Annotated in this window: 25 protein-coding genes and 1 other RNA gene; 12 read left to right on the top strand and 14 right to left on the bottom strand. The window is 63.1% G+C overall.

Translation table 11 applies throughout. The annotated features are described in order from the left end of the window. Positions 1–496 precede the first annotated feature (496 nt). Both EG850_RS00535 and EG850_RS00530 read right to left on the bottom strand, forming a co-directional pair. Positions 497–736 (bottom strand): zf-HC2 domain-containing protein, encoded by a 240-nt coding sequence (locus EG850_RS00535; protein WP_124968784.1) that lies wholly within the window; start codon positions 734–736, stop codon positions 497–499. Beyond that, entirely contained in the window at positions 733–1,359 is a 627-nt protein-coding gene (locus EG850_RS00530; protein ID WP_214609481.1) for a sigma-70 family RNA polymerase sigma factor, read from the bottom strand. Before EG850_RS00530 ends, EG850_RS00535 begins: the two co-directional genes overlap by 4 nt. Before the next feature lie 78 nt (positions 1,360–1,437). Here EG850_RS00530 and aroA point away from each other — a divergent pair, with 78 nt between their 5' ends. Beyond that, the gene (aroA, locus tag EG850_RS00525) at positions 1,438–2,868 is read left to right on the top strand and encodes a 3-phosphoshikimate 1-carboxyvinyltransferase (protein WP_124968779.1); all 1,431 of its coding nucleotides are present in this window, start codon (positions 1,438–1,440) and stop codon (positions 2,866–2,868) included. A 4-nt stretch (positions 2,869–2,872) separates the two neighbouring features. Further along, a complete protein-coding gene (gene rsgA / locus EG850_RS00520) occupies positions 2,873–3,940 on the top strand; it encodes a ribosome small subunit-dependent GTPase A (RefSeq protein WP_124968777.1) in 1,068 nt (355 codons plus the stop codon). Positions 3,941–4,048: 108 nt separating this feature from the next. On the opposite strand, the gene EG850_RS00515 is transcribed toward rsgA, so the two are convergent. Then, entirely contained in the window at positions 4,049–4,387 is a 339-nt protein-coding gene (locus tag EG850_RS00515; RefSeq protein ID WP_124968774.1) for a hypothetical protein, read from the bottom strand. A gap of 87 nt (positions 4,388–4,474) precedes the next feature. On the opposite strand from EG850_RS00515, the gene EG850_RS13190 reads away from it, so the two are divergent. From EG850_RS13190 to EG850_RS00495, 4 genes are all read left to right on the top strand, one after another. Further along, positions 4,475–5,086 carry a CPBP family intramembrane glutamic endopeptidase gene (locus tag EG850_RS13190; protein ID WP_185714875.1) on the top strand — a complete coding sequence of 204 codons (612 nt, stop codon included), beginning with the start codon at positions 4,475–4,477 and terminating at the stop codon, positions 5,084–5,086. A 99-nt stretch (positions 5,087–5,185) separates the two neighbouring features. Beyond that, complete coding sequence (locus EG850_RS00505; protein ID WP_124968772.1) at positions 5,186–5,971, top strand: glucose 1-dehydrogenase; 786 nt, start codon at positions 5,186–5,188, stop codon at positions 5,969–5,971. Positions 5,972–6,034: 63 nt separating this feature from the next. After that, positions 6,035–6,847 carry an inositol monophosphatase family protein gene (locus tag EG850_RS00500; protein WP_124968770.1) on the top strand — a complete coding sequence of 271 codons (813 nt, stop codon included), beginning with the start codon at positions 6,035–6,037 and terminating at the stop codon, positions 6,845–6,847. A gap of 154 nt (positions 6,848–7,001) precedes the next feature. Then, entirely contained in the window at positions 7,002–8,444 is a 1,443-nt protein-coding gene (locus tag EG850_RS00495; RefSeq protein ID WP_124968768.1) for an alanine/glycine:cation symporter family protein, read from the top strand. Between the two features lie 97 nt (positions 8,445–8,541). Here the strand turns inward: EG850_RS00495 and EG850_RS00490 are convergent, their stop codons facing one another. Next, complete coding sequence (locus EG850_RS00490; protein ID WP_124968766.1) at positions 8,542–8,997, bottom strand: OsmC family protein; 456 nt, start codon at positions 8,995–8,997, stop codon at positions 8,542–8,544. A 52-nt stretch (positions 8,998–9,049) separates the two neighbouring features. Further along, a complete protein-coding gene (locus tag EG850_RS00485; RefSeq protein ID WP_124968764.1) occupies positions 9,050–10,558 on the bottom strand; it encodes an MFS transporter in 1,509 nt (502 codons plus the stop codon). A gap of 58 nt (positions 10,559–10,616) precedes the next feature. Between EG850_RS00485 and EG850_RS00480 the strand changes: the two genes are divergently transcribed. Continuing rightward, positions 10,617–11,066 (top strand): septum formation family protein, encoded by a 450-nt coding sequence (locus EG850_RS00480; protein ID WP_185714874.1) that lies wholly within the window; start codon positions 10,617–10,619, stop codon positions 11,064–11,066. On the opposite strand, the gene aroQ is transcribed toward EG850_RS00480, so the two are convergent. After that, positions 11,067–11,519 carry a type II 3-dehydroquinate dehydratase gene (gene aroQ, locus EG850_RS00475; protein WP_124968760.1) on the bottom strand — a complete coding sequence of 151 codons (453 nt, stop codon included), beginning with the start codon at positions 11,517–11,519 and terminating at the stop codon, positions 11,067–11,069. 158 nt (positions 11,520–11,677) lie between these two features. On the opposite strand from aroQ, the gene EG850_RS00470 reads away from it, so the two are divergent. From EG850_RS00470 to EG850_RS00455, 4 genes are all read left to right on the top strand, one after another. Then, positions 11,678–12,061, top strand: a complete 384-nt coding sequence (locus EG850_RS00470) for a YchJ family protein (RefSeq protein WP_124968758.1) — start codon at positions 11,678–11,680, stop codon at positions 12,059–12,061. 123 nt (positions 12,062–12,184) lie between these two features. Then, complete coding sequence (locus EG850_RS00465; protein ID WP_124968756.1) at positions 12,185–12,424, top strand: type II toxin-antitoxin system Phd/YefM family antitoxin; 240 nt, start codon at positions 12,185–12,187, stop codon at positions 12,422–12,424. Then, positions 12,421–12,849, top strand: a complete 429-nt coding sequence (locus EG850_RS00460) for a type II toxin-antitoxin system VapC family toxin (RefSeq protein ID WP_124968754.1) — start codon at positions 12,421–12,423, stop codon at positions 12,847–12,849. Before EG850_RS00465 ends, EG850_RS00460 begins: the two co-directional genes overlap by 4 nt. Before the next feature lie 55 nt (positions 12,850–12,904). Further along, positions 12,905–13,465 (top strand): GAD-like domain-containing protein, encoded by a 561-nt coding sequence (locus tag EG850_RS00455; protein WP_124968752.1) that lies wholly within the window; start codon positions 12,905–12,907, stop codon positions 13,463–13,465. Here the strand turns inward: EG850_RS00455 and EG850_RS00450 are convergent. Next, positions 13,394–15,157, bottom strand: coding sequence for a hypothetical protein (locus tag EG850_RS00450; protein ID WP_124968750.1), 1,764 nt, complete (start codon positions 15,155–15,157; stop codon positions 13,394–13,396). The genes EG850_RS00455 and EG850_RS00450 overlap by 72 nt on opposite strands. A gap of 137 nt (positions 15,158–15,294) precedes the next feature. Beyond that, positions 15,295–15,665, bottom strand: a transfer-messenger RNA (tmRNA) gene (gene ssrA, locus EG850_RS00445). Positions 15,666–15,827: 162 nt separating this feature from the next. On the opposite strand from ssrA, the gene EG850_RS00440 reads away from it, so the two are divergent. Beyond that, entirely contained in the window at positions 15,828–17,963 is a 2,136-nt protein-coding gene (locus tag EG850_RS00440; RefSeq protein ID WP_124968748.1) for a hypothetical protein, read from the top strand. A 103-nt stretch (positions 17,964–18,066) separates the two neighbouring features. Here EG850_RS00440 and smpB read toward each other — a convergent pair whose 3' ends face one another. The 6 genes from smpB to prfB all read right to left on the bottom strand — a co-directional run bounded on the left by smpB (position 18,067) and on the right by prfB (position 23,461). Next, entirely contained in the window at positions 18,067–18,543 is a 477-nt protein-coding gene (smpB, locus tag EG850_RS00435) for an SsrA-binding protein SmpB (RefSeq protein WP_124968746.1), read from the bottom strand. 49 nt (positions 18,544–18,592) lie between these two features. Further along, complete coding sequence (ftsX, locus tag EG850_RS00430) at positions 18,593–19,510, bottom strand: permease-like cell division protein FtsX (RefSeq protein ID WP_124968744.1); 918 nt, start codon at positions 19,508–19,510, stop codon at positions 18,593–18,595. Further along, entirely contained in the window at positions 19,507–20,397 is an 891-nt protein-coding gene (gene ftsE, locus EG850_RS00425; protein ID WP_124968742.1) for a cell division ATP-binding protein FtsE, read from the bottom strand. The genes ftsX and ftsE overlap by 4 nt, the downstream gene beginning before the upstream one ends. A 71-nt stretch (positions 20,398–20,468) precedes the next feature. After that, a complete protein-coding gene (locus tag EG850_RS00420) occupies positions 20,469–20,576 on the bottom strand; it encodes a MetS family NSS transporter small subunit (protein WP_124968740.1) in 108 nt (35 codons plus the stop codon). Continuing rightward, positions 20,573–22,222, bottom strand: a complete 1,650-nt coding sequence (locus EG850_RS00415; RefSeq protein WP_124968738.1) for a sodium-dependent transporter — start codon at positions 22,220–22,222, stop codon at positions 20,573–20,575. Before EG850_RS00415 ends, EG850_RS00420 begins: the two co-directional genes overlap by 4 nt. A gap of 123 nt (positions 22,223–22,345) precedes the next feature. After that, complete coding sequence (gene prfB / locus EG850_RS00410) at positions 22,346–23,461, bottom strand: peptide chain release factor 2 (protein WP_124968736.1); 1,116 nt, start codon at positions 23,459–23,461, stop codon at positions 22,346–22,348. Positions 23,462–23,519: the final 58 nt, after the last annotated feature.

The raw sequence follows: 23,519 nt of genomic DNA, 5'->3' as shown, positions 1-23,519 counted from the left end.
TGGCTCGGGTGGCTGGGTGCCCCATCGCGCGCCCGCCCTAGGCCACAACTTCGAGCGAAAAGTTCAAGTGGGAGCCTGCCCAGACCCCGCCAAAGCACAACTATGAGCAAGAACGTCAAGTGGGTGCGAGCCAGGCATCCTCACCACCACAACTACGAGCGAAAACACCAAGTGGGAGCCCCCAGGGACTCCCACTCGCGCTTTTCGCTCGCAGATAGGGACTGGCCGGGCCGCAAACCTGACCGATAACGCCAAACCTGGGCCAAGTATGGGTCAGGTTTGGCGTGAAGACTCGGAACTCGGGTCAGGTTTGGCACATTGGGTCAGGTTTGTTCGAGCGGCCGAGGTCTACGAGCGTTGCGCCCGCGCAACAACGGCAAAGCCCCGACCATCGCAATGACGATCGGGGCCTTGCATCATGCTTCGAGAGCCTCAGCACACGAATAGCCGGGCCTCAGCCCACGAACTGCAACCTCAGCGCGAACACGCGCGCCACCTAGTGGGCGCTGGTGCGCAACGCGTCGAGCACGCGGGTACGCAGATCGCTCGGCGCGACCTCGTCCCGGCACGAACGGCGCACGACTTCGGTGATCACCGTGTGTACCTGCGCCTCTGACGAGCAGCTTTCACAGTGCTCGAGATGCGCGCGCACGGCGTCAGCGTCGCCGGTGCACAGCTCGTGACGCAGGTATTCCTGCAGCTCGAGTTGCGCCTTTTCGCAACCGCAATCGCTCATTTCTCGTCCTCCTCATCCATACCAATGCCATACTCGGCCGCATAGTCGCGCAACTTGTCGCGCAAAACCTTTCGCCCTCGGTGCAGGCGGCTCATCACCGTGCCGACGGGCGTGCCCATCATGTCGGCGATTTCCTTGTAGGCGAAGCCTTCGACGTCAGCCAAGAGCACCGCCATTCGGAAGTGATCGGGTAGCTCCGCCAGCGCATCCTTCACCGCATTCGACGGCAGGTGATCGAGCGCCTCGGCCTCAGCCGATCGCGACGCCGTGTCGTCTGCCGTGTATGACTCCGCGCCCGAAAGCTGCCAGTCCTCGAGGTCTTCGAGCGCATTTGGGTAGGGCGCGCGCTGTGCCTTGCGGTACTCATTGATGAAGAGGTTCGTTTGGATGCGGTACAGCCAGGCACGAATATTCGTGCCCTGCTTGAACGATCGAAACGCGCCGAGCGCCTTCGCGAAGGTTTCCTGCACGAGGTCTTGCGCATCCGCAGGGTTACGGGTCATCCGCATGGCGTGGCCATACAGCTGATCCAGCAGGGGCAACGCTTGCTCTTCGAACGCCGCGCGCAATTGCGCGTCGGTCAGTTCGGGAGCCAGCTCATCGGTGTGGTCGGTGTCACTCATCACCTTTGAGTCTAGGAGTGCCAGCATGCGTTCCCCTCCCTACGTAATGTCGGATGCGGCCGGTACTGTGGACAACCGATGGAGATCTTCAAGTATTCCGGCCCAAGCTTCGACCTCTACGGCGAGGAGTGGAGCGATTCACTCATCCTCGACGATGGCCCCTGGCCTGCGCCGCGCGCAACGCAGCCGCTGGCAGCCGAGGTTGAGGTGCCCGGTTCGAAGTCGATCACGAATCGTGAACTCGTGCTCGCGGCCCTGGCTGATGGCCCGTCCACCCTGCGACGACCATTGCATGCACGCGACACACAGCTCATGATCGATGCCCTGCGTGCGCTTGGCGTCAGTTTCGAAGAGCAGGATGGTGATGGCCGGTTCGGTCCCGATCTCGTGATCACTCCCACCGCTGAGCTTGAAGGCGGGGTGTCGATCGATTGCGGTCTGGCCGGTACGGTGATGCGATTTGTGCCGCCGGTTGCCGCACTCGCGCTCGGACCAGTGAACTTCGACGGCGATCCCTCGGCGCGCAAGCGCCCCATGGGCGGCGTGCTCGAGGGGCTCAAGCAGCTTGGCGTAGAGGTGCGCGACGATGGCCGCGGGCGTCTCCCTTTCTCGCTCTACGGCAACGGCAAGATCGAGGGTGGCGAAGTCGAGATCGATGCCTCCGCATCCAGCCAATTCGTTTCGGGTCTGCTGCTTGCCGCTCCCCGGTTCGAGCGCGGCCTCAAGGTGACCCATCGCGGTGGTGCACTGCCCTCGGTGCCACACATTGAGATGACGCTCGAATCGCTGCGCCGCCGCGGCGTCACCGCCACAAGCCCCGAATCAGGCGTGTGGCAGGTCGAGCCCGGCCCGATCGCCGCAATCGATCTCACCATTGAGCCCGATCTTTCGAACGCGGCACCCTTCCTACTCGCGGCGGTTGTCGCTGGCGGTGAGGTCTGCATCCCTGATTGGCCGACCGAGACCACGCAGGTCGGTGACCTGCTGCGTGAGATTCTGCCGAAGTTCGGTGCCGAAATTTCGCTCGATGGCACGACGCTTATCTGCCGTGTGGCGCAGCCGCTTGTCGAGGCGCAGCGTCCCGGCGTCGAGCTTGATTTCACCGATGCCGGTGGCGAACTCGCTCCGAACATTGCCGCCGTGTGTGCGCTGCTTGCGAGCGAGAGCCGCATCACCGGCATCGCACACCTACGCGGTCACGAGACCGATCGCGTCGCCGCACTCGCTGCCGAACTCACGCGCATTGGTGCCGAGGTCGAAGAACTGCCGGATGCACTGGTTATTCGTCCGGGCGAGCTGCACGGGGCCCTGTGGCAGTGCTACGAAGATCACCGGATGGCGACTTCGGGGGCGCTCGTCGGGCTTGCAATTGATGGCATCGAGCTCGATGATGTGGGGTCGACGTCGAAGACGCTCCCCCAATTTGTGGCGATGTGGCGGGCGATGATCACCGGCGCTCCTCACGAACCCGAGTCGAACGACACGAGCTTTCTCTCGCTCGGAATCTAACGCGATGGGGTGGCGCCGCACTGATGCATACGACGACTACGGACAGTGGTCGGAGGACGATGTGCGCGTACGCGCGAACCGCAAGGGCTCGCGACCACGCACCAAAGTTCGACCCATGCATGAGGATGCGCAGGAAGGCATCGTGCTCACGGTCGACCGTGGCCGCTACTCCTGTCTCGTGGATGCGGGGCACCGCAAGCGCGAACGCACGGTGATCGCGGCGCGGGCACGAGAACTGGGTCGCAAGTCGGTCGTCGTTGGTGATCGGGTGGCACTCGTGGGCGATCTCTCGGGTGATGCCGGCACGCTTGCGCGGATTGTGCGCATCGAAGAGCGATCAACGCTCCTGCGTCGCTCGGCTGATGACACCGATGAGGTGGAGCGCGTCATCGTCGCGAACGCCGACCAGCTCTGTGTGGTCGTAGCTGCGGCGCAGCCCGAACCGCGGCCCCGGCTTATCGATCGCTACCTCGTGGCCGCCTACGACGCGGGCATCGAGCCGATGCTCGTGATCACGAAGACCGATCTTGAACCGGCAACGGCATTGCGTGAGCTCGTCGCGCCGCTGCAGGTGCCGGTATTCGAGTCGTCACTGGGTGCCGAGCCTTCCAATGCGTTGCGTGAGGCTCTCGTCGACCACCGCACCGTGATGGTTGGGCATTCCGGCGTGGGTAAGTCAACGCTCGTGAATGCGCTCGTGCCATCGGCTGCGCGAGCAACGGGACACGTGAACGTGGTCACCGGCCGCGGCCGGCACACCTCGTCATCGTCGGTGGCCTATCGCGTTGACGGCCCGGGAGGCATCGGCCACGGCTGGATTATTGATACGCCCGGCGTGCGGTCGTTCGGGCTCGGGCATGTTGACCCGGATGCGGTCTTTCGTGCGTTTCCGGGCATCGCTGAGGTGGTTGCCGAGTGTCCGCGCGGCTGTACGCACCTTGCCGATGCGCCGGATTGCGAGCTTGATGAGGCCATTTCTGACGGTCGGTTGGATGAGCTGGGGGCCGCGCGTGTCGCATCCTTGCGCCGTTTGCTCGTGTCGATGACCGGGCCTGACGCTGCCTCCGACTGATTTGATTGGCCGCGGTCTCGATCCGCGCTACGCGCTACTCGACCACCCACACCCACGCAAGGGTTTCGATACACGCCGCGCGCACTCAACCCACACCCACCTCGCGCACTAACCGCGCGCCTGCTCCGCCCGCACGTGGTCGCGCGCTGTCGCCGCGAGTTCAAGCAGTTGCTGCGCATCCACCGGTTCGACGAGCGTGTACCAACCTTTCACCGGGCGCGGTCCCATCCACCCGACCTCGCTAAACCCGGCAACGATTAGCCCCTCGCCAGTAACCGCTGGCAGCTTCAGCTGCACGCGCGCATCAGTGTTGTCCGCCCACACGAACGCCTTGCCGACGGTGTAGAGCGCGGGGTTGCCGAACAGCGCCTTGCGCACCACTTCGCCGTCGTTGAGTGCGTCGAAGAGGTCGTCGATGCGCTCAGTGGCGCGTTGCGATTCAGTCACGCGATCATCTTCCACCGCATTCGCCAGGTTCTGCCTCACAGTTCGCCCTAGGGTTCTTGACAATTGCTCCCGAATGAATGGATGCTCATGTCGGCGAACACTCAGAGACCTAGGCAGCCGCCCGCATGGGTGCCCTTCGCCGCGATCGCCGCCTGGTTCATCCTGTGGTTCTTGACGCCGGGGCTACTCAGCAACGGCGTCGGCAGCTGGTTCACGAGCGACGGGCCGACAATCGTGCTCATCGAAAGCGCAGTTGCTACGGCCGTTGCGGTCGCAATCATCCTGTTGCACCGTCGGCTGAATCGTGAGCTGTTTGCTCGCGACCGGCTCATTTGGGCCTACGCACCGCTCGTGAGTGCGGCGATCGCGCTTCCGTTTCACTATGAGCTCGAGTATCCGGTGGCGATCTACATGTTGTGGATGACCGTTTCAGTGTTCTGGCAGATCTACCTCACGTTTGGCCTGCTGCAGAGCTATCTTGAAACTCGCTTCCGGCCTTGGATTGCCGCGGCAGTCACGACCGTAGTGTTTTGCCTTGGCCACGTGCTCTATTTGCCCGACCGCTTCGGCCCATCGAATTGGCTGGCCGCCGCGGCGATGCTCGCAATGGGCCTGGTTTTCGCGGCATTGCGCGCGAAGTTCCGGTCGCTGCACCTGCTTATTGCGTTGCATCTTGGGTTCTATTTCGTGTTCTCGTAACCGCGTGTAGCGACCGTTTTCGGCGAAGACTGCAAGCGCCTCCAGGATGCGTTCCTAGGCTTCTCGTAAATGAACTGTCTTCACTCTGAGGGGGAAAACATGGCTGGCAAGCTTGAAGGCAAGGTTGCAATCATCACCGGTGGCGCGAGCGGAATGGGCGCGGCAGATGCGCGTCGTTTCGTTGCGGAGGGCGCGAAGGTGGTCCTCACCGACCTCAACGTGGATGCAGGTGAAGCGCTCGCCGCTGAGCTCGGCGAGAACGCAGTGTTCATGTCGCACAACGTTGCGAGCGAAGAAGATTGGCAGCGCGTCATTGCCGGAACTGTTGAGAAGTTCGGCCGCGTGGATGTGCTGGTAAATAACGCGGGCATCCTGATCATGAAGTCGATTGAAGACACGACGCTGGCTGAGTTCGAAAAGATCATGCAGATCAATGTCACCGGCGTGTTCATGGGGATGCAGCAGGTCGTGCCGCTCATGAAGGCGCAGGGCTCGGGCGTGATCGTGAACATGTCGTCGGCGGCCGGCATCGTTGGCCAGGTGAACACGATTGCCTACTCGGCATCGAAGTTTGCGGTGCGCGGTATGACGAAGGCTGCGGCGATGGATCTCGGACTTGCGGGCATCCGCGTGCTGTCGATTCACCCCGGTTCGATCGCGACGCCGATGACCGCCGCTTCGGGCGTATCTGAGGGAGGCCAGCTGCCGCTCGCTGCGCTCAACCGCAGTGGTACCGCTGATGAGGTGGCGCGCGTGGTGGCCTTCGCCGCAAGTGATGACGCCGCCTATGTGACCGGCACCGAACTCGTCGTCGACGGCGGGCTCACCCTTGGCGACACGCCGCAGGTCTACGGCATGATGGCCGCGATGGCGCAGCAGCAGTAGCGGCGAGCCCGCTCACCGCGCGTTCGAGGGCCAGGTCTTCATCCCGTCCGGGATACTGGAGGCATGGCCCTCGAACTGTTGCATCCGATCACCGCCGATCTTCGCCTCGCGCGACAGCTCGCCGACCTCGCCGACGGCATCTCGATGGAGTACTTCAGCTCCCGCGACCTCGGCGTCTACATCAAAGAAGACCGCTCGCATGTGACCGATGGTGACCGCGCGGTTGAGCAGGCGATTCGCGAGAAGCTGGCAGAGGCGCGCCCGGCCGACGCGATTTTTGGCGAGGAGTTTGGCCAGGTGGGTCAATCGCGCCGCCAGTGGATCATCGACCCGATTGATGGCACGGCAAACTTCATGCGCGGCGTGCCGATTTGGGCGACGCTGATTGCGCTTGTTGTTGACGGGCATCCGGTTGTTGGTGTGGTGTCGGCGCCGGCGCTCGACCGGCGCTGGTGGGGTGCGACGGGGCTTGGTGCCTATATGGATGACGATCTTTCTGATTCGAACACCGCCACCGACCGGCGCATTGAGGTGTCGGGGGTCGCGACGCTCGCCGAGAGCCAGATCAGCTATGGGTCGCTGAAGTATTGGCAGGAAGAGGGCATTGTCGAGCCGATTATCGAACTCAACGAGAAGGCTTGGCGTTCGCGCACGATCGGCGATTTCTGGCCCTACATGCTCGTGGCCGAGGGCTCGTTTGAGGTGTCGTGCGAGCTGGGTTTGATGCCCTATGACATGGCCGCGCTCATCCCGATTATCGAAGAGGCTGGCGGCACATTTACATCGGTGGATGGGGAACCCGGCCCCTGGGGCCGCGGTGCCGTCGCGACCAATGGCCTCGTGCACGACGAGGTACTCGGGATCCTGCAGGCGTAGGCCGCGGTCTCGATTCGCTTCGCACTCGACCAACCAAGATCTGGCTGGTCGAGTGGGCCGAAGGCCGTATCGAGACCATGTCGACCTGCACCACCCCTCCAAACGTCGGTAGCCGAGATTGTACTTACCACCCAACCTCGACTAGCGTGCCGCCATGGACCAGCTACAAAGCATCCTCGACAGCATCGGCGCTTTCGTCTGGGGCCCGTGGCTCCTCATCCCTCTCCTCCTCGGAACCGGCATCGTGCTCACGGTGCGACTGCGCTTCCTGCAGCTGCGCAAGCTCGGCCCGGCACTCAACCTCGGTCTGATCCGTCGCGCTGACGACACCGAGGGCGGCGATATCTCGCAGTTCCAGGCGCTCACCACGGCGCTCGCCGCCACGGTCGGCGTCGGCAACATCGTCGGTGTCGCCACCGCCATCGCCATCGGCGGCCCCGGCGCGCTGTTCTGGATGTGGGTGACGGGCCTGCTCGGTATGGCCTCGAAGTATGCCGAAGCCTTCCTCGGCGTACGCTTCCGCACCACCGACGCCCGCGGCGAGAAGTCGGGTGGTCCCCAGTACTACCTGCAACGGGGCATCAAGGGACCCTTCGGCAAGTTCCTCGCACTGTGGTTCGCGATCTTTGCCGTCATCGCCAGCTTCGGCATCGGCAATATGACCCAGGGCAATGCCGTCGCCGCGCAGATGGCGGGCACGTTTGACATTCCGAGCTGGGTTACCGCGATCGTGCTTACGGTCGTCACCGGCATCGTGCTCATCGGTGGCATCAGCTCGATCGGCCGCGTCACCGCAGCCTTCGTGCCGGTGATGATCCTCCTCTACATCATCTTCGGCATGGTCGTGCTCGTCGCCAACGCCCCAGAGCTCCCCCAGGCGCTCGCCGACATCTTCAACATGGCGTTCACCGGCACCGCCGCAGTCGGCGGATTCAGCGGCTCCATCCTCATCCTGGTCATTCAGATGGGTGTCGCCCGCGGCATCTTCTCGAACGAGTCGGGCATGGGTTCGGCGGCTATCGCTGCGGCCGCCGCGAAGACCACGCACCCGGTGCGTCAGGGCCTCGTGTCGATGACGCAGACCTTCATCGACACGATCATCGTTGTGTCGTTTACCGGCCTCATCGTCATCAGCACCGGCGTGTGGGAGCAAGGCAACGCCGAAGGCCAGGCGGGCACCATGACTTCCGAGGCCTTCGCTGGCACGCTTGGCGAAGTCGGTTCGGTGGTCGTCGCGCTCTCGATCGCGTTCTTCGCGTTCTCAACGATGCTTGGCTGGTCGTACTACGGCGAGCGATCGGTTGAGCGGCTCGTCGGCGTCGCCGGCGTCGTGCCCTATCGCGTGCTGTTCACTGCGGTCGTGTTCATCGGATGCACCGTGCCACTGTCGATCGTGTGGTCATTCGCCGATATCGCGAACGGACTCATGGCGCTGCCGAACCTCATCGGCTTGCTCTTGCTTTCAGGACTCATTGCGCGCGAAACGAAGCACTATCTCGACAATGACCCGAAGCTCACGGCCTCGAAGAGCGAGATCGACAAGTTCATGGAGGGCCACGAGCGCCACGACCAGGATGAGGTGCCCGCGAAGCGATAGCGCTACGCTCCTACTCGACCACCCACACCTTGGTTGGTCGAGCGGTGCCCTGAGGCTCTCGAAGGGTAGGCCGAAGGCCGTATCGAGACCCTGCCGCCTACGCTCCTCGCGCCCCGTCCACCACCGCGACGCGCACCTCGGCACCCTGTTCCACCGTGTGTCCCACGGCACAGATACGGTGAATCGCCTTCTCCGAGCGCTCAATGAGCAGCGGATGCTTCTCCGCCGGAAACTCGCTCATATCGGCCTCAACACGGGTCGAGATCGACGTGAACCGCTTTGACGGCGAGTCAAACTCCGAATCGATAGTGACGGATGCGGCGAAGTCGTCGCCGAGGCGGCTCGCAAGCACGTGATCAGCTGAAAGTGCTTCACACAGCGCCACCGAGAGTTGCAGCAGCTCCCCCGGAGTGAAGGAATCGGGCGTGCCGCCAATCGCGATGCGCACCTCGCCCCCGCGGCCATTGCGCACGAGGTAGCTGCCCTTGCCTTCGCGTTCAATGCGCAGCCCGCGTGACTCGTCGCCGTAATCGGTAGTGGATGCAGTGGTCACGTTCGGCTCCTTCCGGTTCGTGGCTCGAGCCTATCGAGACCCCTCCCGCCACCTACCGAGGCAGGTTCAAGTTCGCCGTCCCGGCGGCCCGCTCGCGGCGGTCGACCCGCCAGTCGAGCCACGACACGAGCAGGCCAACAAGCGCGAGACCGATCGGGAACCACACGGCGGCGACAAACGCATCCTGATAAATACCCGCCGTCGCCGGGTCGGTGTGATCGGGCACCGAGCCGTTCATCGGCGCAATCGATGCCACCGCATAGAAGATCGACGCCGCCACCGCGATGCCCATCGCGTTGCCGAGCCGCTGCCCGACCTGCATGAACGAGCCGCCCACACCGGCCGACTCGAGCGGCACGTGCTTGAGCGTGCGCATCTGGTTCGCCGACATGATGAAGCCGGGACCTACGCCACCGAGTCCGAGCACGATCGCAAACAGCCAGGGCGAGTTCTCGGCGTTGCCCCAAATGCCGACGGCCATCATCCCGAACATCGCGACCGCGAAGATGATCATACCGACGAGCACGAGCGTCGCCGCGTGCTTGAAGGTGTACCGGCCGGTCCAAGCGGCCACGATCGCCGAGATGATCGCGAACGGAATCGACACCATGCCGACGACAACCGCCTCGTGCCCGAGCCCCTGCTGCAGGTAAAGCGTCATGAGCAGCATCGTCGGCGGCATCATCGCGAACCAGATCGTGGTGATGATGACGCCGTAGCGATACGAGGCCCAACGGAACAACCCAAAGTCGATGACGGGGTTGTGACCGGCGGCGAGATAGCGCCGCTCCCACCACACGAACGCGGCGCCAAACACGACCGCACCGAGCAGCAACCACCAGCGGTTCGGATCATCGGCGTCGGTGCCGGTCGTGAGCACGAACGGCAACATCACAAACAGCACGGTCACGGCCATGAGCAAGACGCCGACGAGGTCGAGATCGCGCTTACCCGGGCCCTCGATGTGCTTCTGCCGTCCCGGAATGAGCTTCAACGCGAAGGGCAGGATGATCAGCGCGAGCGGCACGTTCATGCCGAAGGTCCAGCGCCAGCCGAGCTCATTGCCGAGCGCGCCGATGAGCAGGCCACCGATCGTCGGCCCGAACGCCGTGCCGAGTCCGATCGAGGCACCGAAAATACCGAATGCCTGCCCGCGTTGCTGCCCCTGGAAGAGGTTCTGAATGAGTCCAATTACCTGCGGCATCAGGATGCCCGCGGCGGCTCCCTGCAAGAGGCGCGCCGCCACGAGCACGGTCGCGTTCCACGACAGGGCGCAGAGGAGACTCGCGGCCATGAAGGTGACGAGGCCAATGATGAACATCGCCTTGCGATTCCAAAGGTCACCGAGTCGCCCCGCGGGCACGAGCAGGATGCCGAAGGCAAGCACGTAGCCGGCGACGATGAGCTGCGCTTCTGAGCTCGTGGCGCCAAGCGTCTCTTCGATCGGTGTGAGGGTGACGTTGACCTTCACGAGGTCGAGGATGGTCGCAATGGCAACGGCGACGCAGACGGCGAAGGCCGCCCAGCTGCCGCGTTCCGAGGTGGGGGCAGAGACAGTCACCGAGCCAGCCTACGCCGCTTCCGCGACCACGGGGCGGACGGTTGGGTACGCTGGAGCCGTGAGTGTTGCATCCCGTCTCGTTGCCCTGGCCGCCGCGACGTCGCTTCTTGCCCTGGGGCTGACCGGTTGTGCTCAGGATGCAGACGGCCCGCGCGAAGTGCGCATCACCCAGGTCGAGCCTGGCCAGTGCTTCACGACCGATGAGGCGCACACGCTCGCCTATGTCGTCGACTGCGCCGAGCCGCACCTCTACGAGGCGACGCTGCGCACCGAGCTTGAGGGCTCCGATTTTCCCGGTATGGATGCGATCAAGGCCAAGGCTGACGAACTCTGCCCGCCACAGTTCGTGACGTACACGGGCGTCGAAGAAGCTGCCAGCACCGACTACCGTTCGCTCGCGTTTGGTCCGACCGAGCAGAGTTGGTCGAAGCAGAACGATCGCGGGCTCGTCTGCGTGGTCTCCCCCGCGAACGGTCAGAACACGACCGGGAGCGCAAAGGCCGCCTAGCTAATTGGTGTCGCTCACCCGCTCGGCGAGCCATTCGAGGCCGAGCTCGTAGCCGAGCGTGCCGGCGCCAGCAAGCACTGCATCCGCAATGTGCGACACATACGAGTGGTGCCGGAACTGCTCGCGGCGATGCACCTGCGAAATGTGCACCTCGAAGGTCGGCAGTTCCGCGAACGCGAGCGCGTCGTGAATCGCAACTGATGTGTGCGAGTACGCGGCCGGGTTAATCAGGATGCCCGCAGCCGTGCCCCGAGCCTGCTGAATCGCATCGACGATCTCGCCCTCGTGGTTTGACTGCATGAAGTCGATGTCGAGGCCGAGCTGGTCGGCGCGGCGGCGGCAACGAGTTTCGACGTCAGCAAGCGTCTCGTGCCCGTAGATCTCGGGCTCGCGTTGGCCGAGCGTGTTGAGGTTCGGGCCGTTGACAACCAGGATGCGGGGACGCTGCGTCATGCTCTGATGCTACCGGCGTGTGGGGTGACCATTGCCTGCACCTGTCGAGTTGGCAGGTGCCTGGAAGTCATCCAGATCGCCCTATCCCGCAGTATTGCGGGATGCCTGCATCCTGATGGCGCTTAGGACGGGATGACTGACCGCGTACCATTCCCCGCATGATCACTGATGCATCCAGATGCCCCTGCGGCACCGGCCTCGTCTACGGCGAATGTTGCGCACGATGGCATCGCGGCGAGACGGCACCGACGGCCGAGGCCCTCATGCGCTCGCGCTACAGTGCCTTTGCCGTTGGTGACGCTGACTACCTACTGGCCACCTGGCATGCATCGACCCGTCCCAGCGACCTCGAATTCGAAGCAGGGATGCGCTGGCGCCGCCTCGACGTGCTCGCCACCTCAGCGGGTGGCCCGTTCGACCGCGAGGGCGTGGTCGAATTCGAAGCCCGCTGGTCGCAGGACGGCGACCGCGGCGTGCTCCACGAGGTGAGTGAGTTCGTACGCGAAGGCGGCCGCTGGTTTTACCTGCGCGGCACGCATTAGCGCGCACCCATGAGCGCTCCCTGGCTTGTCGAGACACTTCGAGGCTTCCCCACGCCTCGAGTGGCCTTGTCCAATTGAGAGTCCGTGAGTAAAGTAGGTACGTACCTACAAGGAGGCTGAGCGATGACCAGCATGAGCGCACGCGAATTCAATCAAGATGTGAGCGCGGCAAAGCGAGAAGCAACACATGGACCGGTCATCATTACCGACCGCGGCAAACCGGCCTTCGTGTTGCTCTCAATCAAGGAATATGACCGACTACGCGAGGACGGCAACGACCTCGTTAACCGTATGAGCATGGACGATGACATCGACTTGGACTTCGAAACCCTTGACCTGAATTTGCAGGTACCCCAGCTGTGAGGTATCTGCTCGACACCAATGTCGTCAGCGAATTGCGCAAATCTGAGCAGCGCGCTGACGCGGGAGTTCGAACGTGGGTGGCAGAACGCAACCCGTCCGATCTTGGGATTTCAGTAATTACCGTGCTCGAGATCGAGCTGGGTATTTCTCGGCTCGCCCGCCGAGACGCGGCGCAGGCCAAGCGCATCCAAGCATGGCTCGAAAGTCACCTGCTCGACGTGTTTGACGGGCGCATTATTCCAGTCGATATTTCGGTCGCACGCCATGCAGCCCGACTTCATGTGCCGGATCCGCGGCCCGAACGCGACGCATTAATCGCGGCAACAGCACTGTCCAGAGGACTCGTAGTCGTGACCCGCAATGTTGCCGACTTCAATCCCATGGATGTTGCTGTCATCAACCCTTGGCGCCACTCGACTCGATAGCCTCGCGGTCTCAAGTTCAAGGCAATTCCTCGCCTACTCGAACTACCTTGGCCGAATGATCGAGATCCCCGACTTCGTGCCGGCTGGTCCAGTCGAGCCTGAAGTCATCGACGAGTACCGCGACCGCGTGCCAGCCGAACTCATCGAGTACTGGGAACACTATGGATACGGCACGTTTGCGAGTGGGTTTGTGCGGTTCATCAATCCGCGCGAGTACGAACAGGCGATCGGCGGTTGCATCGGCAAGGTCACTGGTGCGGGCATCGCAGTTCCCATCATGACCACGGGTTTCGCAGACTTGATCGCTTGGGAGGGCGACGATGGGCTTGCTGCAGTGATCTTTCGTGAGCATCGCATCCGAGGCCTTGGCCCAACGCTGAATACCTTCATGAATCTCGCTATCCAGGCTGGACCAAAGCACCTCTCGCGCGTGCTTGCCTACGATTTGTTCCCTGCTGGGGTCGAACCGCTCGGGCAACCTGAGCTGGAAGAGTCGCTCGTGTTCACGCCGTTCCCCGCAGCGGGCGGCCCCGGCACCGTTGAATCACTGCGCAAGCGCACGACCATCGGCGCAATTCAGGTCGCTGATTACCTGCTCGGACCCGTCCTCCATTAACTGACTTCGCTGTTGGCTTTGAGTAACCGCGTCATGGCCCGCCCGGCCGGCCAGACTCGATCGTTGGGTGAGCAGTGTCGCCACACCATCGATGTCCTCGGGATCAGCTGCGCGCGGAAACATGAAGTGGAGGTCTCGGTGCTCCATGGTTACGTCGATCGTTATCCGGTCGCTCTCCCGTTGGCTCACACGCGTGCGCACATGGCGCACGTCATCTCGCGAGTAGATCGGCCCGAGTTCGCCTCGGCTCAATAGGTTCCTCGGGTCAGCGGTAATGATCCGACGGTCAGTGACCGCAACAAAAGTGCTCGAAGCCACCTTCTCGACAAGAGAACCGGCGAATCCTGGGGCAAGAGCTCCCCAGCTCGCATCAACCCGACTGGCGAGAACCCCTGGCACGATTCCAGCAACGGTGCGATCCCCCACCTCGTAGGGAAAGGCCACGCTGAGCAGTTCCTCACCTTCTTCAAGAAACCACCGAAGGATGCGCAGATAGGGATCAAGGTCTAGCCCCTCGGGCGCGCACACGGTCATTGGCACAGCTGGATCTGCGGCTACTTGCCCAAGCATGTCGACCAATGGCTCGATTGCTTCGAGCAGCTGACGGGAGGTCAGTTGAGACGCCTTCGCATCTTTCCGTTTTTTGGAAAGAGGCAGGGTAGCGCGGCCTGGAAGTTCGGCGATGATTCGCAACTCGCGCACGAGTGACCCGATCAGTGACTTGATTTTGTCAAGCGCAGAGTTGATCTCAAGTGGAGTCTGCTGGGTAATGAGTTCGAAATGCCGTGCTTCGTTCTCGTCGCTCATGCCTCGTGTTCTGGCGATGGCAGCTCGAATGGTTTGGTACTTCGCGTAGGTTCGCAATGCTCGGAGCATTGCGAACGTGTCAACGACAATTGCTGCCGCATTGATTTCGAGGTAATTCCGACGAGCGCGACCGTCCAGATTCCCGAGTTCTCGTAAGTGGTCCGCCACATTCTTGTTATAGAGCGCGAGTTGTTTGCCGATATTGGGGCCGCTCGCGGCGATAGGCTCCCACACGGATTCTGTAACCGCGTCGAGCTCGCGGACCTCTGTGACCGCCTTATCGACCGACCCTGCCAATCCTTCGAGTTCCGCCCACTGATCGTTGCGAATGACTTCAAGGATTTGTGTCGTGAGCTGGATATTGGTTCGTACGAGTCCGGAAATCTCGCCAAGCTGCATCTGGAGCGCGATCATGGCAATCGCCGGACCGACCGCCGCGATCGTGGCGGCCGCAGTCATAGAAACGGGGACAAATCGGGCCTGGGCTATGAGTTTGCCGTTCTTCAAGATTGCGCCAAGTTGGGCGCCGTCTTTGGCCGCCATTTGCCCGCCGCTGTTCAACAGCGAAAGCGTCGCCTTGTTGACGCGATAGAGACCCTGCGCTTTGGATGCTGCATCGGCAACGTTGCCGACCATCGTTCCTGCGCTTGCGAGAGAGCCGAGTGTCGTAGCAAGGTGTGCGCGATCGAAGCCCGGCACCATGTCGAGACTGATGAGTTCAAGGCCGTCCGGCACATCGCCAAAGACGATGGCGACGCCAGGCGTGACTTCGACGAGGGTTGTGGACACTGCGTGTTGAAGTGCAGCTGAGCCGATTGGGCCAGCCTTGTCGACCGAGTTGCCAGCGGCTGCACCCGCACCCGCGGTGTCAAGGACCTCATCCATTGCACTCTCCTTGCCCTGTTGCCTCCGGAACCCACGGCACCCCATCCAAGCATGGCACTGGCCTGCGACACCCCTCGGAAACGCACCACGACCCTGAGTCGCGCACGAATCGTGCGGCGACCAGGGTCGTGGTGTGTTCGTGGAGATGGGGGGAATTGAACCCCCGTCCATCGCTGTGAGCCTGCGGCTTCTCCGGGTGCAGTTCGCCTGATGTGTTACTCGGTTCCGGTCGTAGCGGCGAACAGCCTGACCGACAAACCCAGTCAAAGTTAAAGTCCCACGTAGCCCTGTGACGCAACTACGCAGCAATCGTTCAAAATGACGCCAAGATCTAGGTCGAACGCAAACCTAGGTTGACGGACTCGAGGCTCGGTGCTTAGGCAGCGAGGGCGAAGTCAGTGCGCTTGTTATTGGCACTTATTGGTTGCGAGGGGCGTTTAAGAGATAACCCCGCGTCCTCTACCCGCTTCACGCAGTTTCGCGAGCAATGTCGAAACCGATCATCCCCGTGACTGCGCTGACAGCATCAACGCTATTGAATTGTCACCCGACTTGCGCCGAGTAGACCGATCTTAGCGCATCCTCGATCGCAAGAACAGTCCTACGACTGCAGGACGATTCGTCGCCACATTCACCCGAATGCATGCTTGGCAACCGTATTCTTAGGCGCATGAACGCGAACGACGGCACGAACGACGCCAAGCGGCCCGACGACCAGGCACCCTCGCAGTGGGGCGCCGTTAATTGGGAGGCCCCGAAGCCCGACGCCCAGGGCGAACCAGCCCCGGCCAATGAGGCCCCGGCACCCGACGCCGGTCACCAGTTCGGCGGCGTGTTTGGCACCCGACCGGCAAGCTCAAATCAGGATGCTCCGCAGTCGTCCGAGCCCCAGGTCGACTTTGGTGCGCCCGCGCCCGGTGACCAGGTTTTCCAGCCTGAACAGCAGTTCCAGCCGGAGCAGTCACCGCCAGCGTTCCAACAGCCCGAGCAGTCGTTCCAGCCTGAACAGTCGTTCCAGCCCGAGCAGCAGGTTCCTTCGTCGGATACTCCGACACCGTTCCAGCCCGCGCAACAGTTCAACGTGCCGCCCGCCGAGGAGTCTGTCGAAACCGAGCAGCCAGCCGATGCGGAGCAGCCCACCCCGGTGTTCCAGCCCGATCGACAGTTTGAGCCCGCACAGCCGGAGCAGGTCGACGAGCCGTCCGAGCCGGCTCAGCCCGAGCAGCCGGCCTGGTTCGCCGCGAACGCCGATGCGCCCTCATACGGCGAGCAGCAGACGCAGGCCTACGGCGAAGGCTTCGCGGCGCAGTTCAGCGAGCAGGATGCCGCCGCCGCGCGTCACGAACAGCCGACCGAGGCGTTCAACCCGAACGATTTCGCCAACAGCGCCCCCCACGGCCAGCAACCCTTTGGCGCTCCCCCGGCCGCACTCCCCGGTGACCAATCCACTCCGTTCGGTAACCAGTACACCGGCGCCGATCAGGGCGGCGCGTTCGCTGGTGCGGCGGCCGATGCCGCTGCCAGACAGTTCGGCGAGGCGCAGCCCGGCCAATCCGGCCAGGGCCAGCCGGGCCAGTTCGGCGAATTCGGCCAGGGCCAGCCCGGCGCCGAATTCGGGGGCCACCAGGGTCCCCAGTTCGGCGGCCCCCACGGACCCGAGGGCCCCGGCGGCCCCGTCTCGCCCTTCCAGACCGAAGAGAAGCCCAAGAAGAAAAAGCGCACCGGCCTCATCGTCGGTATCGCCGCAGGTGCCGCTGCACTTCTCGCCGCAGGCATCCTCATCCCTGTGATGATTCACAACGGCAAGGTCGCCAAGGGTGACGAACTGGCGGCGGAATTCAACGCGCAGGTCAACACCTACAACACGATGTGGAACCAGGAGAACCTCGACATCGTGACCAAGCCCGATATTGCTGGCCCACTGCAGTTCTCGGGTTCTGCGTTCTACCAGATGGATGCATCCGCAATCAGCACCGCGTGCACCGACCGTGAGGCGGCGAGCACGAAGCGCACTGAGCTGCAGGACGCCGCCATTCCCGAGCTTCCGGTTGACGAGGATGCCACCGCATCCGAGGCCTATGTCGCCGCGCAGTCGACGGCCGAGAGCCTCGCCACCCAGCGCACGGCGGCCGACGCCTTCCTCGCGACGAGTGACAAGACGCTCGGCGCGATGACCGAACTCTGCGACAACCTGAGCACCTATACCGACCTCTACAAGACCTACAACGACAACATCAACGGCGTCCTCGCCGACTCGCGCACCGTGCCAAACGGTGAGCGCGTCGACTCCCCCGATAGCCAGCTCTACTGGACCTGCGCCTCGCCCTCGGGTTGCGTGAACCTCTACGACAAGACCCTGCGCGAGAACTACGCCGCCGCGATTGAGACCACCTACGTGGGCTTCTACCGCGACCTTGCAAACGCCTTCGACACGCAGTGCGTCATGAGTGCGTTCGCTGGCGCCTGTGCCGTCGGTGCCACCGAGTACGGCAAGACCGCCGATGCCTTCCAGGCCATCGCCACGCACCTGCGAACGACCGAGCCGAACCTCAAGGAAGGCGAGACGATGTACCCCGAGCTCGACAACCTCGCCCCCGCTGCCGACCAGGCGATTGCCGACGCCGATTCTGCCGTCGCAAACGCCTGGAACACCGACCACACCGCCTGGCAAACCGACCTCGGTCGCCCGGATGCAGAGCACACGACGGTCGGTTCGATCGGCACCACGGGCCGCTCGATCATTGAGTACTTCCAGTTCTCGCAGGACAAGCTCAAGACTGAGGCCTCGGCGGTGCTGAGCCAGTAGGCACGGCGCAGCGGTTGCAATACAGACTTCGCCCTTCTCGACCAACCACACTTGGTGGCTCGAGAAGGGCGAAGTCTTTTGGTTCCCGGTCGTTCGAGCCGAGCTACTCGCCGACGTACTTGCGCGCCGCCATGGCGCGGTCTGCATCCCGCTTGTCTTGCTTTTCACGCAGGGCGTGCCGCTTGTCGTACTCCTTCTTACCCTTGGCGATGCCAAGTTCGACCTTCGCGCGGCCATCAGAGAAGTAGAGCTGCAGCGGCACAATCGTGTAGCCGCCCTCACGCGTCTTCGCGGCAATCTTGCGGATCTGCTCCTTGTGCAGCAGCAACTTGCGTTTGCGGCGCGGTGCGTGGTTGTTCCAGGTGCCCTGAAAATACTCGGGGATGTAGACGGCATCGAGCCACATCTCGCCGCGGTCGACATAGGCGTAACCGTCGACAAGTGACGCCCGGCCCTGACGCAACGCCTTCACCTCGGTTCCGTGCAAGACCATGCCGGCCTCGTACGTGTCCTCGATCGTGTAGTCGTGTCGAGCCTTGCGATTTGTCGCGACGACCTTTCGCCCCTGTTCTTTCGGCATACCTTCCAGGTTATCGCGACCTGGGTGGCGCGTGCCCAGACGCGCCTGGTTAGACGCGCAGGTAGCGGCGAATCGAGATGCTCGAGGCGATGGCCGCGAGTCCCGCACCCATCACGATCAGGATGCCCGCCACGATCACCGCTTCCGGCCACACTCCCACAAGCTGGAGCGCTGGCATGCGTGGGGCCACATAGCCCTGCACGAAGAAGTGCGTGCCTGCCAGGATGGTGCCAGCGGCGAGTAGCGAGCCAACGAGGCCGGCGAACAGGCCCTCAAGGATGAACGGGGCTTGAATGAATCCGTTCGAGGCACCGACGAGGCGCATGATGCGCAGTTCGCGACGCCGCGAGAACGCCGAGAGCCGGATGGTCGTGGCAACGAGGAGCACCGCAGCGACGAGCATGACGATGGCGACGGCGAAGGCGGTGACCGAGGCGCCATTGAGCACCGCGAAGATCGAGTCGAGGAACTGTCGCTGGTCGGTCACCGACTCAACCCCGGGCATCCCGCGGATGGTCTGGATCACAATGTCGGAGTCTTCCGGGTTCGTGAGGTTGATCCAGAACGCCTCGTTGAGTTGCTCCGGCTTCACGAATGAGACGAGCGGGTCATCCTTGAATTGCTCGACGAAGCGGTCGTACGCATCCTGCTGCGATTCAAAGAAGTAGCGCTCGATGTAGGGCGTGAGCGCTGGCCCGTTGAGTTCATCCTCAACTGCCTGCCGCTGCGCTTCGGTCGCCTGACCGCCAACGCAATCGGGCGAGGCTGAGACATCGGTACAGAAGTCGATCGCGATCTGCGCTCGGTCGTACCAATAGGTCTTCATGCCCTGAATCTGGAACTGCAGCAATAGCGCCGCGCCCACGAAGGTGAGCGACACGAAGGTGACGAGCACTACCGAAATCACCATCGAGGTGTTGCGTCGAAGGCCCTGCCACATTTCGCCCATGACGAATCCGAGCATCAGCGGCTCCCCTCTTCGTCGTCGGCCCAGTCAGACACATCGTCGTCATGTTCGGGCAGGCGGGTCGTCGGCGAGTCGACGACAGCTGCCGAGGCACCGCGACGGTCGGGCTTGCCGACGCGCTCGGCCATGGCCTCGGCGATGGTCTGGCGATGCGGCTGTTCGGCGGCAACGTCGGGCGCTTCGGGCTCTTCGTATTTGACGATCTCGGGCGTGTAGACGCCGATCTCTTCGTCACGCACGATCGCACCATTGTCGAGCTCGATGACGCGCTGCTTCGCCTCGTCAACGATTGACACATCGTGGGTGGCCATGACCACGGCCGTACCGTTGCGGTTGATGCGACGCAACACCTTCATGATTTCGCGCGAGGTCGCCGGGTCGAGGTTGCCGGTGGGCTCATCGGCGAGCAGAATTGCGGGCTTATTCACCACCGCGCGGGCGATCGCGACGCGCTGCTGCTCACCACCCGAAAGTTCGTGCGGGAAGCGGTCTTCTTTGCCCTGCAGGCCCACGGTCTTGAGCACCTCGGGCACGGCCTGGCGAATCTGACCGCGGGTCTTGCCGATCACCTTCTGCGCGTAAGCGACGTTCTCGAAGACGGTCTTGTTCGCGAGCAGGCGGAAGTCTTGAAACACCATGCCCACATTGCGTCGATAGAAGGGCACTTTGCGCAGCGAGATCTTCTGCAGATCCTGTCCGAGCACGTGCACCTGCCCCTCGGTGGGATGTTCTTCGAGCAGGATGTGGCGCAGCACCGTCGACTTGCCGGAACCGGAGGCGCCGACGAGGAACGCGAACTCGCCGCGGAGAATCTCGAACGTGACATCGTCGAGCGCGGGGTCGGTCTGACCCCGGAACAGCTTGGAGACGTGGTCGAATCTGATCATGGCACGCTCAAACTACGGCGTCGCCCCCTGATTCAGGGGGCGACGCGCGCAGTACTGAGGATGCTGTGAGGTCAGTCGCGATCAGATCCGCGCGAGCGGAGGTTCACAATCGAGGCGACGAGGCCGCCCCAGACCGTGCCGGTGGCGAGCAGGAGCATGAGGATTGCTTCGGGGGTCATGCGTCAGTCTCCTTGAGGTCATACTTCGGGTTCGAGTCGGGGTCGGCCGGCGACTTGTCGTCGGTCCAGCCCTCCATGACCGCACGAATTTCATCGTCCGCGGCCTGTTCGTCGAAGGTGGTGCGGATCGCCTTAGGCCACGGCAGCATCGCGAGCACGATGCCGAGCACAACCAGCAGTGCCGACATGCCCCAGCCAAAGACACCGAGGAACCACGTCGGGTAGTCACCGCCGCCGTAGGGTTCGCTGATCTTGGTGACCACTTCACTCACAAGGATGCCGGTCAATGCCAGCGGAACGACCACTGAGATGAGGATCTGCCACCAGCGGCCAGCCGGGATAGACGACACCGAGGTGAGGTGTCGCGAGAGGGTGGGGATGCGGCGGGCGACCCACGCAACGCCGATTACCGAGACAAGGGCGCCGGCGAGGATGCCGAACTTGTTCACGAACTCGTCGAGGACGTCGAGCACGTAGAGCCCCGAGGCGGTCGGGAACAGCAGCAACGAGATGATGGCCATCGGCACGACCACGGCGATCGTGGCCTGCAAACGGGTGAGGTTGAGCTTGTCGCGCACACCGGCGACGACGACTTCAATGATCGAAATCATTGACGTAAGCCCGGCAAATAGCAGTGAGCCAAAGAAGAGCACACCGATGAGTTCGCCGAACGGTGCTTGCGAAATGATCGTCGGGAAGGCGACAAATGCCAAACCGATACCGGCGCCCGCGACGTCTTCAACGCCGGTGCCAGCGGCATTCGCCATGAATCCGAGCGCCGCGAACACCCCGATACCGGCGAGGATCTCGAAGCTCGAGTTTGCGAAACCGACGACCGCACCAGAACCCGCGAGGTCACTGCGGCGCTTGAGGTACGACGAGTAGGTGACCATGATGCCGAAGCCGATTGAGAGCGAGAAGAAGATCTGGCCTACGGCTGCTGCCCACACGCCGGGGTTGGCGAGCGCGCCCCAGTCGGGGGTGAACAGGGCGTTGAGACCGTCGGCGGCGCCCGGCAGGAAGAGCGACTGGACGACGAGTGCGAGGAACATGATCATGAGCAACGGCAGGAATACGATGTTTGCTGCGGCGATGCCGCGCTTGACGCCGAGCGCGATGATGACGAACACGGCAACCCAAACAAGTGCGTGCGGGATGAGCACGCCCGGGACAAAGTCGAAGCTCACGCCGACGTCACCGAGCTGAAGGAAGTCGCCAAAGAGGAAGGCTCCGGGGCCCTCCGCGTTCGATTCCCACGCCTTGTTGAACGAGAAGATCGTGTACATGAGCGCCCAGGCGACGATCACCGCGTAGTAGATGCCGATGATGACGCAGACGAGCACCTGCCACCAGCCGACCGATTCCATCCACTTCTGCACACGGGCGAATGAGAGCGGTGCCGAGCCGCCGTAACGGTGGCCGATGGCGTAGTCGAAGAGCAGCAGCGGCAGACCCGCGCAGAGCAGTGCGATGAGGTAAGGGATGATGAACGCGCCGCCGCCGTTGTCGTAGGCGACGTACGGGAAGCGCCAGATGTTGCCGAGGCCGACGGCGGAGCCGATGGCCGCGAGGATGAAGATATTGCGCGACGAGAACATGTCTCGTTTCGCGCGTGGCTGCGGGGCGTGGTCAGTGTTGGCCGCCATGAAGCCTCCTGAGTAGGGATGGTGGCAGCATCCAATCGCCTGCAGATCGGCTGTGAACTGCCGTGAATGCTCGGGATGCTACCGCTTGCCGGGCGTCAACAGAAACTGACCCGCGCAACCGCACTACTCCGAAACCTTGTGCCCCGTCTTCCGCCAGCGAATACCGGCGTTGATGAACTCATCCAAGTCACCATCAAACACTCGGTCTGGGTTCGAGGTTTCGTACCCCGAGCGCAGATCTTTCACCATCTTGTACGGCGCGAGCACGTACGAACGCATCTGATCGCCCCACGAGGCGGTGATATTGCCCGCAAGCTCCTTCTTCTGCGCCTCTTCCTCTTCGCGGCGCTGCAGCAGCAGTCGCGACTGCAGCACGCGCATCGCGGCAGCCTTGTTCTGAATCTGCGACTTCTCGTTCTGACAGCTCACGACGATGCCGGTGGGCAGGTGCGTGATGCGCACGGCCGAGTCGGTCGTGTTCACCGACTGACCACCGGGACCAGACGAGCGGTACACATCAACCCGAATGTCGTTGTCGGGAATGTCGACCTGCTCGGTCGTTTCAATGAGCGGTACGACCTCGACGGCCGCGAAGCTCGTCTCGCGGCTGCCGGCCGAGTTGAAGGGGCTCATCCGCACCAGGCGGTGCGTGCCGGCCTCGATCGAGAGCGTGCCGAAGGCATAGGGGCTGTCGACTTCGATGGTTGCCGACTTGATACCGGCCTGCTCGGCATAGCTCGTGTCGAGCACGTTGATGGCGTAGCCGTGCTGTTCGGCCCAGCGCGAGTACATGCGCAGCAGCATTTCGGCGAAGTCGGCGGCATCGACGCCACCGGCGCCCGCGCGAATGGTGATCACTGCCGGACGCGGATCAAACTCGCCGTCGAGGAGCGTCTGCACTTCGAGATCGGCAATGGTCTTGGTGACGCCGGCGAGCTCGCGCTCGGCCTCGGCGGCGGTGTCGGCGTCGTCCGCTTCGACCGCCATTTCGACGAGCACTTCGAGGTCGTCGAGACGTTGCTCGATGCCGGTGATGCGCTTGAGGTCGGCCTGGGCATGCGAGAGTCGGCTCGTGACCGCCTGCGCGTTCTCGGGGTCGTCCCAGAGGTCGGGCGCGGATGCTTCTTGCTCGAGCTCCTGGATGCTCGCCGCGAGCGCCTCGGGGTTGAGCACATCGCGAATGTGGGCGAAGGTCGACCGCAGCTGGGCGATTTCGGCGGAGATATCGAGGTTGATCATGATTCCTCCAGGGTACCGGCCCGGGCATTATCACCGCACGAGTGCTCGCTCAGGGCGT

Origin of the sequence: Gulosibacter macacae (genome assembly GCF_003865375.1) — a bacterium.
Classification (GTDB): domain Bacteria; phylum Actinomycetota; class Actinomycetes; order Actinomycetales; family Microbacteriaceae; genus Gulosibacter; species Gulosibacter macacae.
The sequence above is the reverse complement of the archived record's forward strand: the minus strand, read 5'-3'. Positions and strand labels throughout refer to the sequence as shown.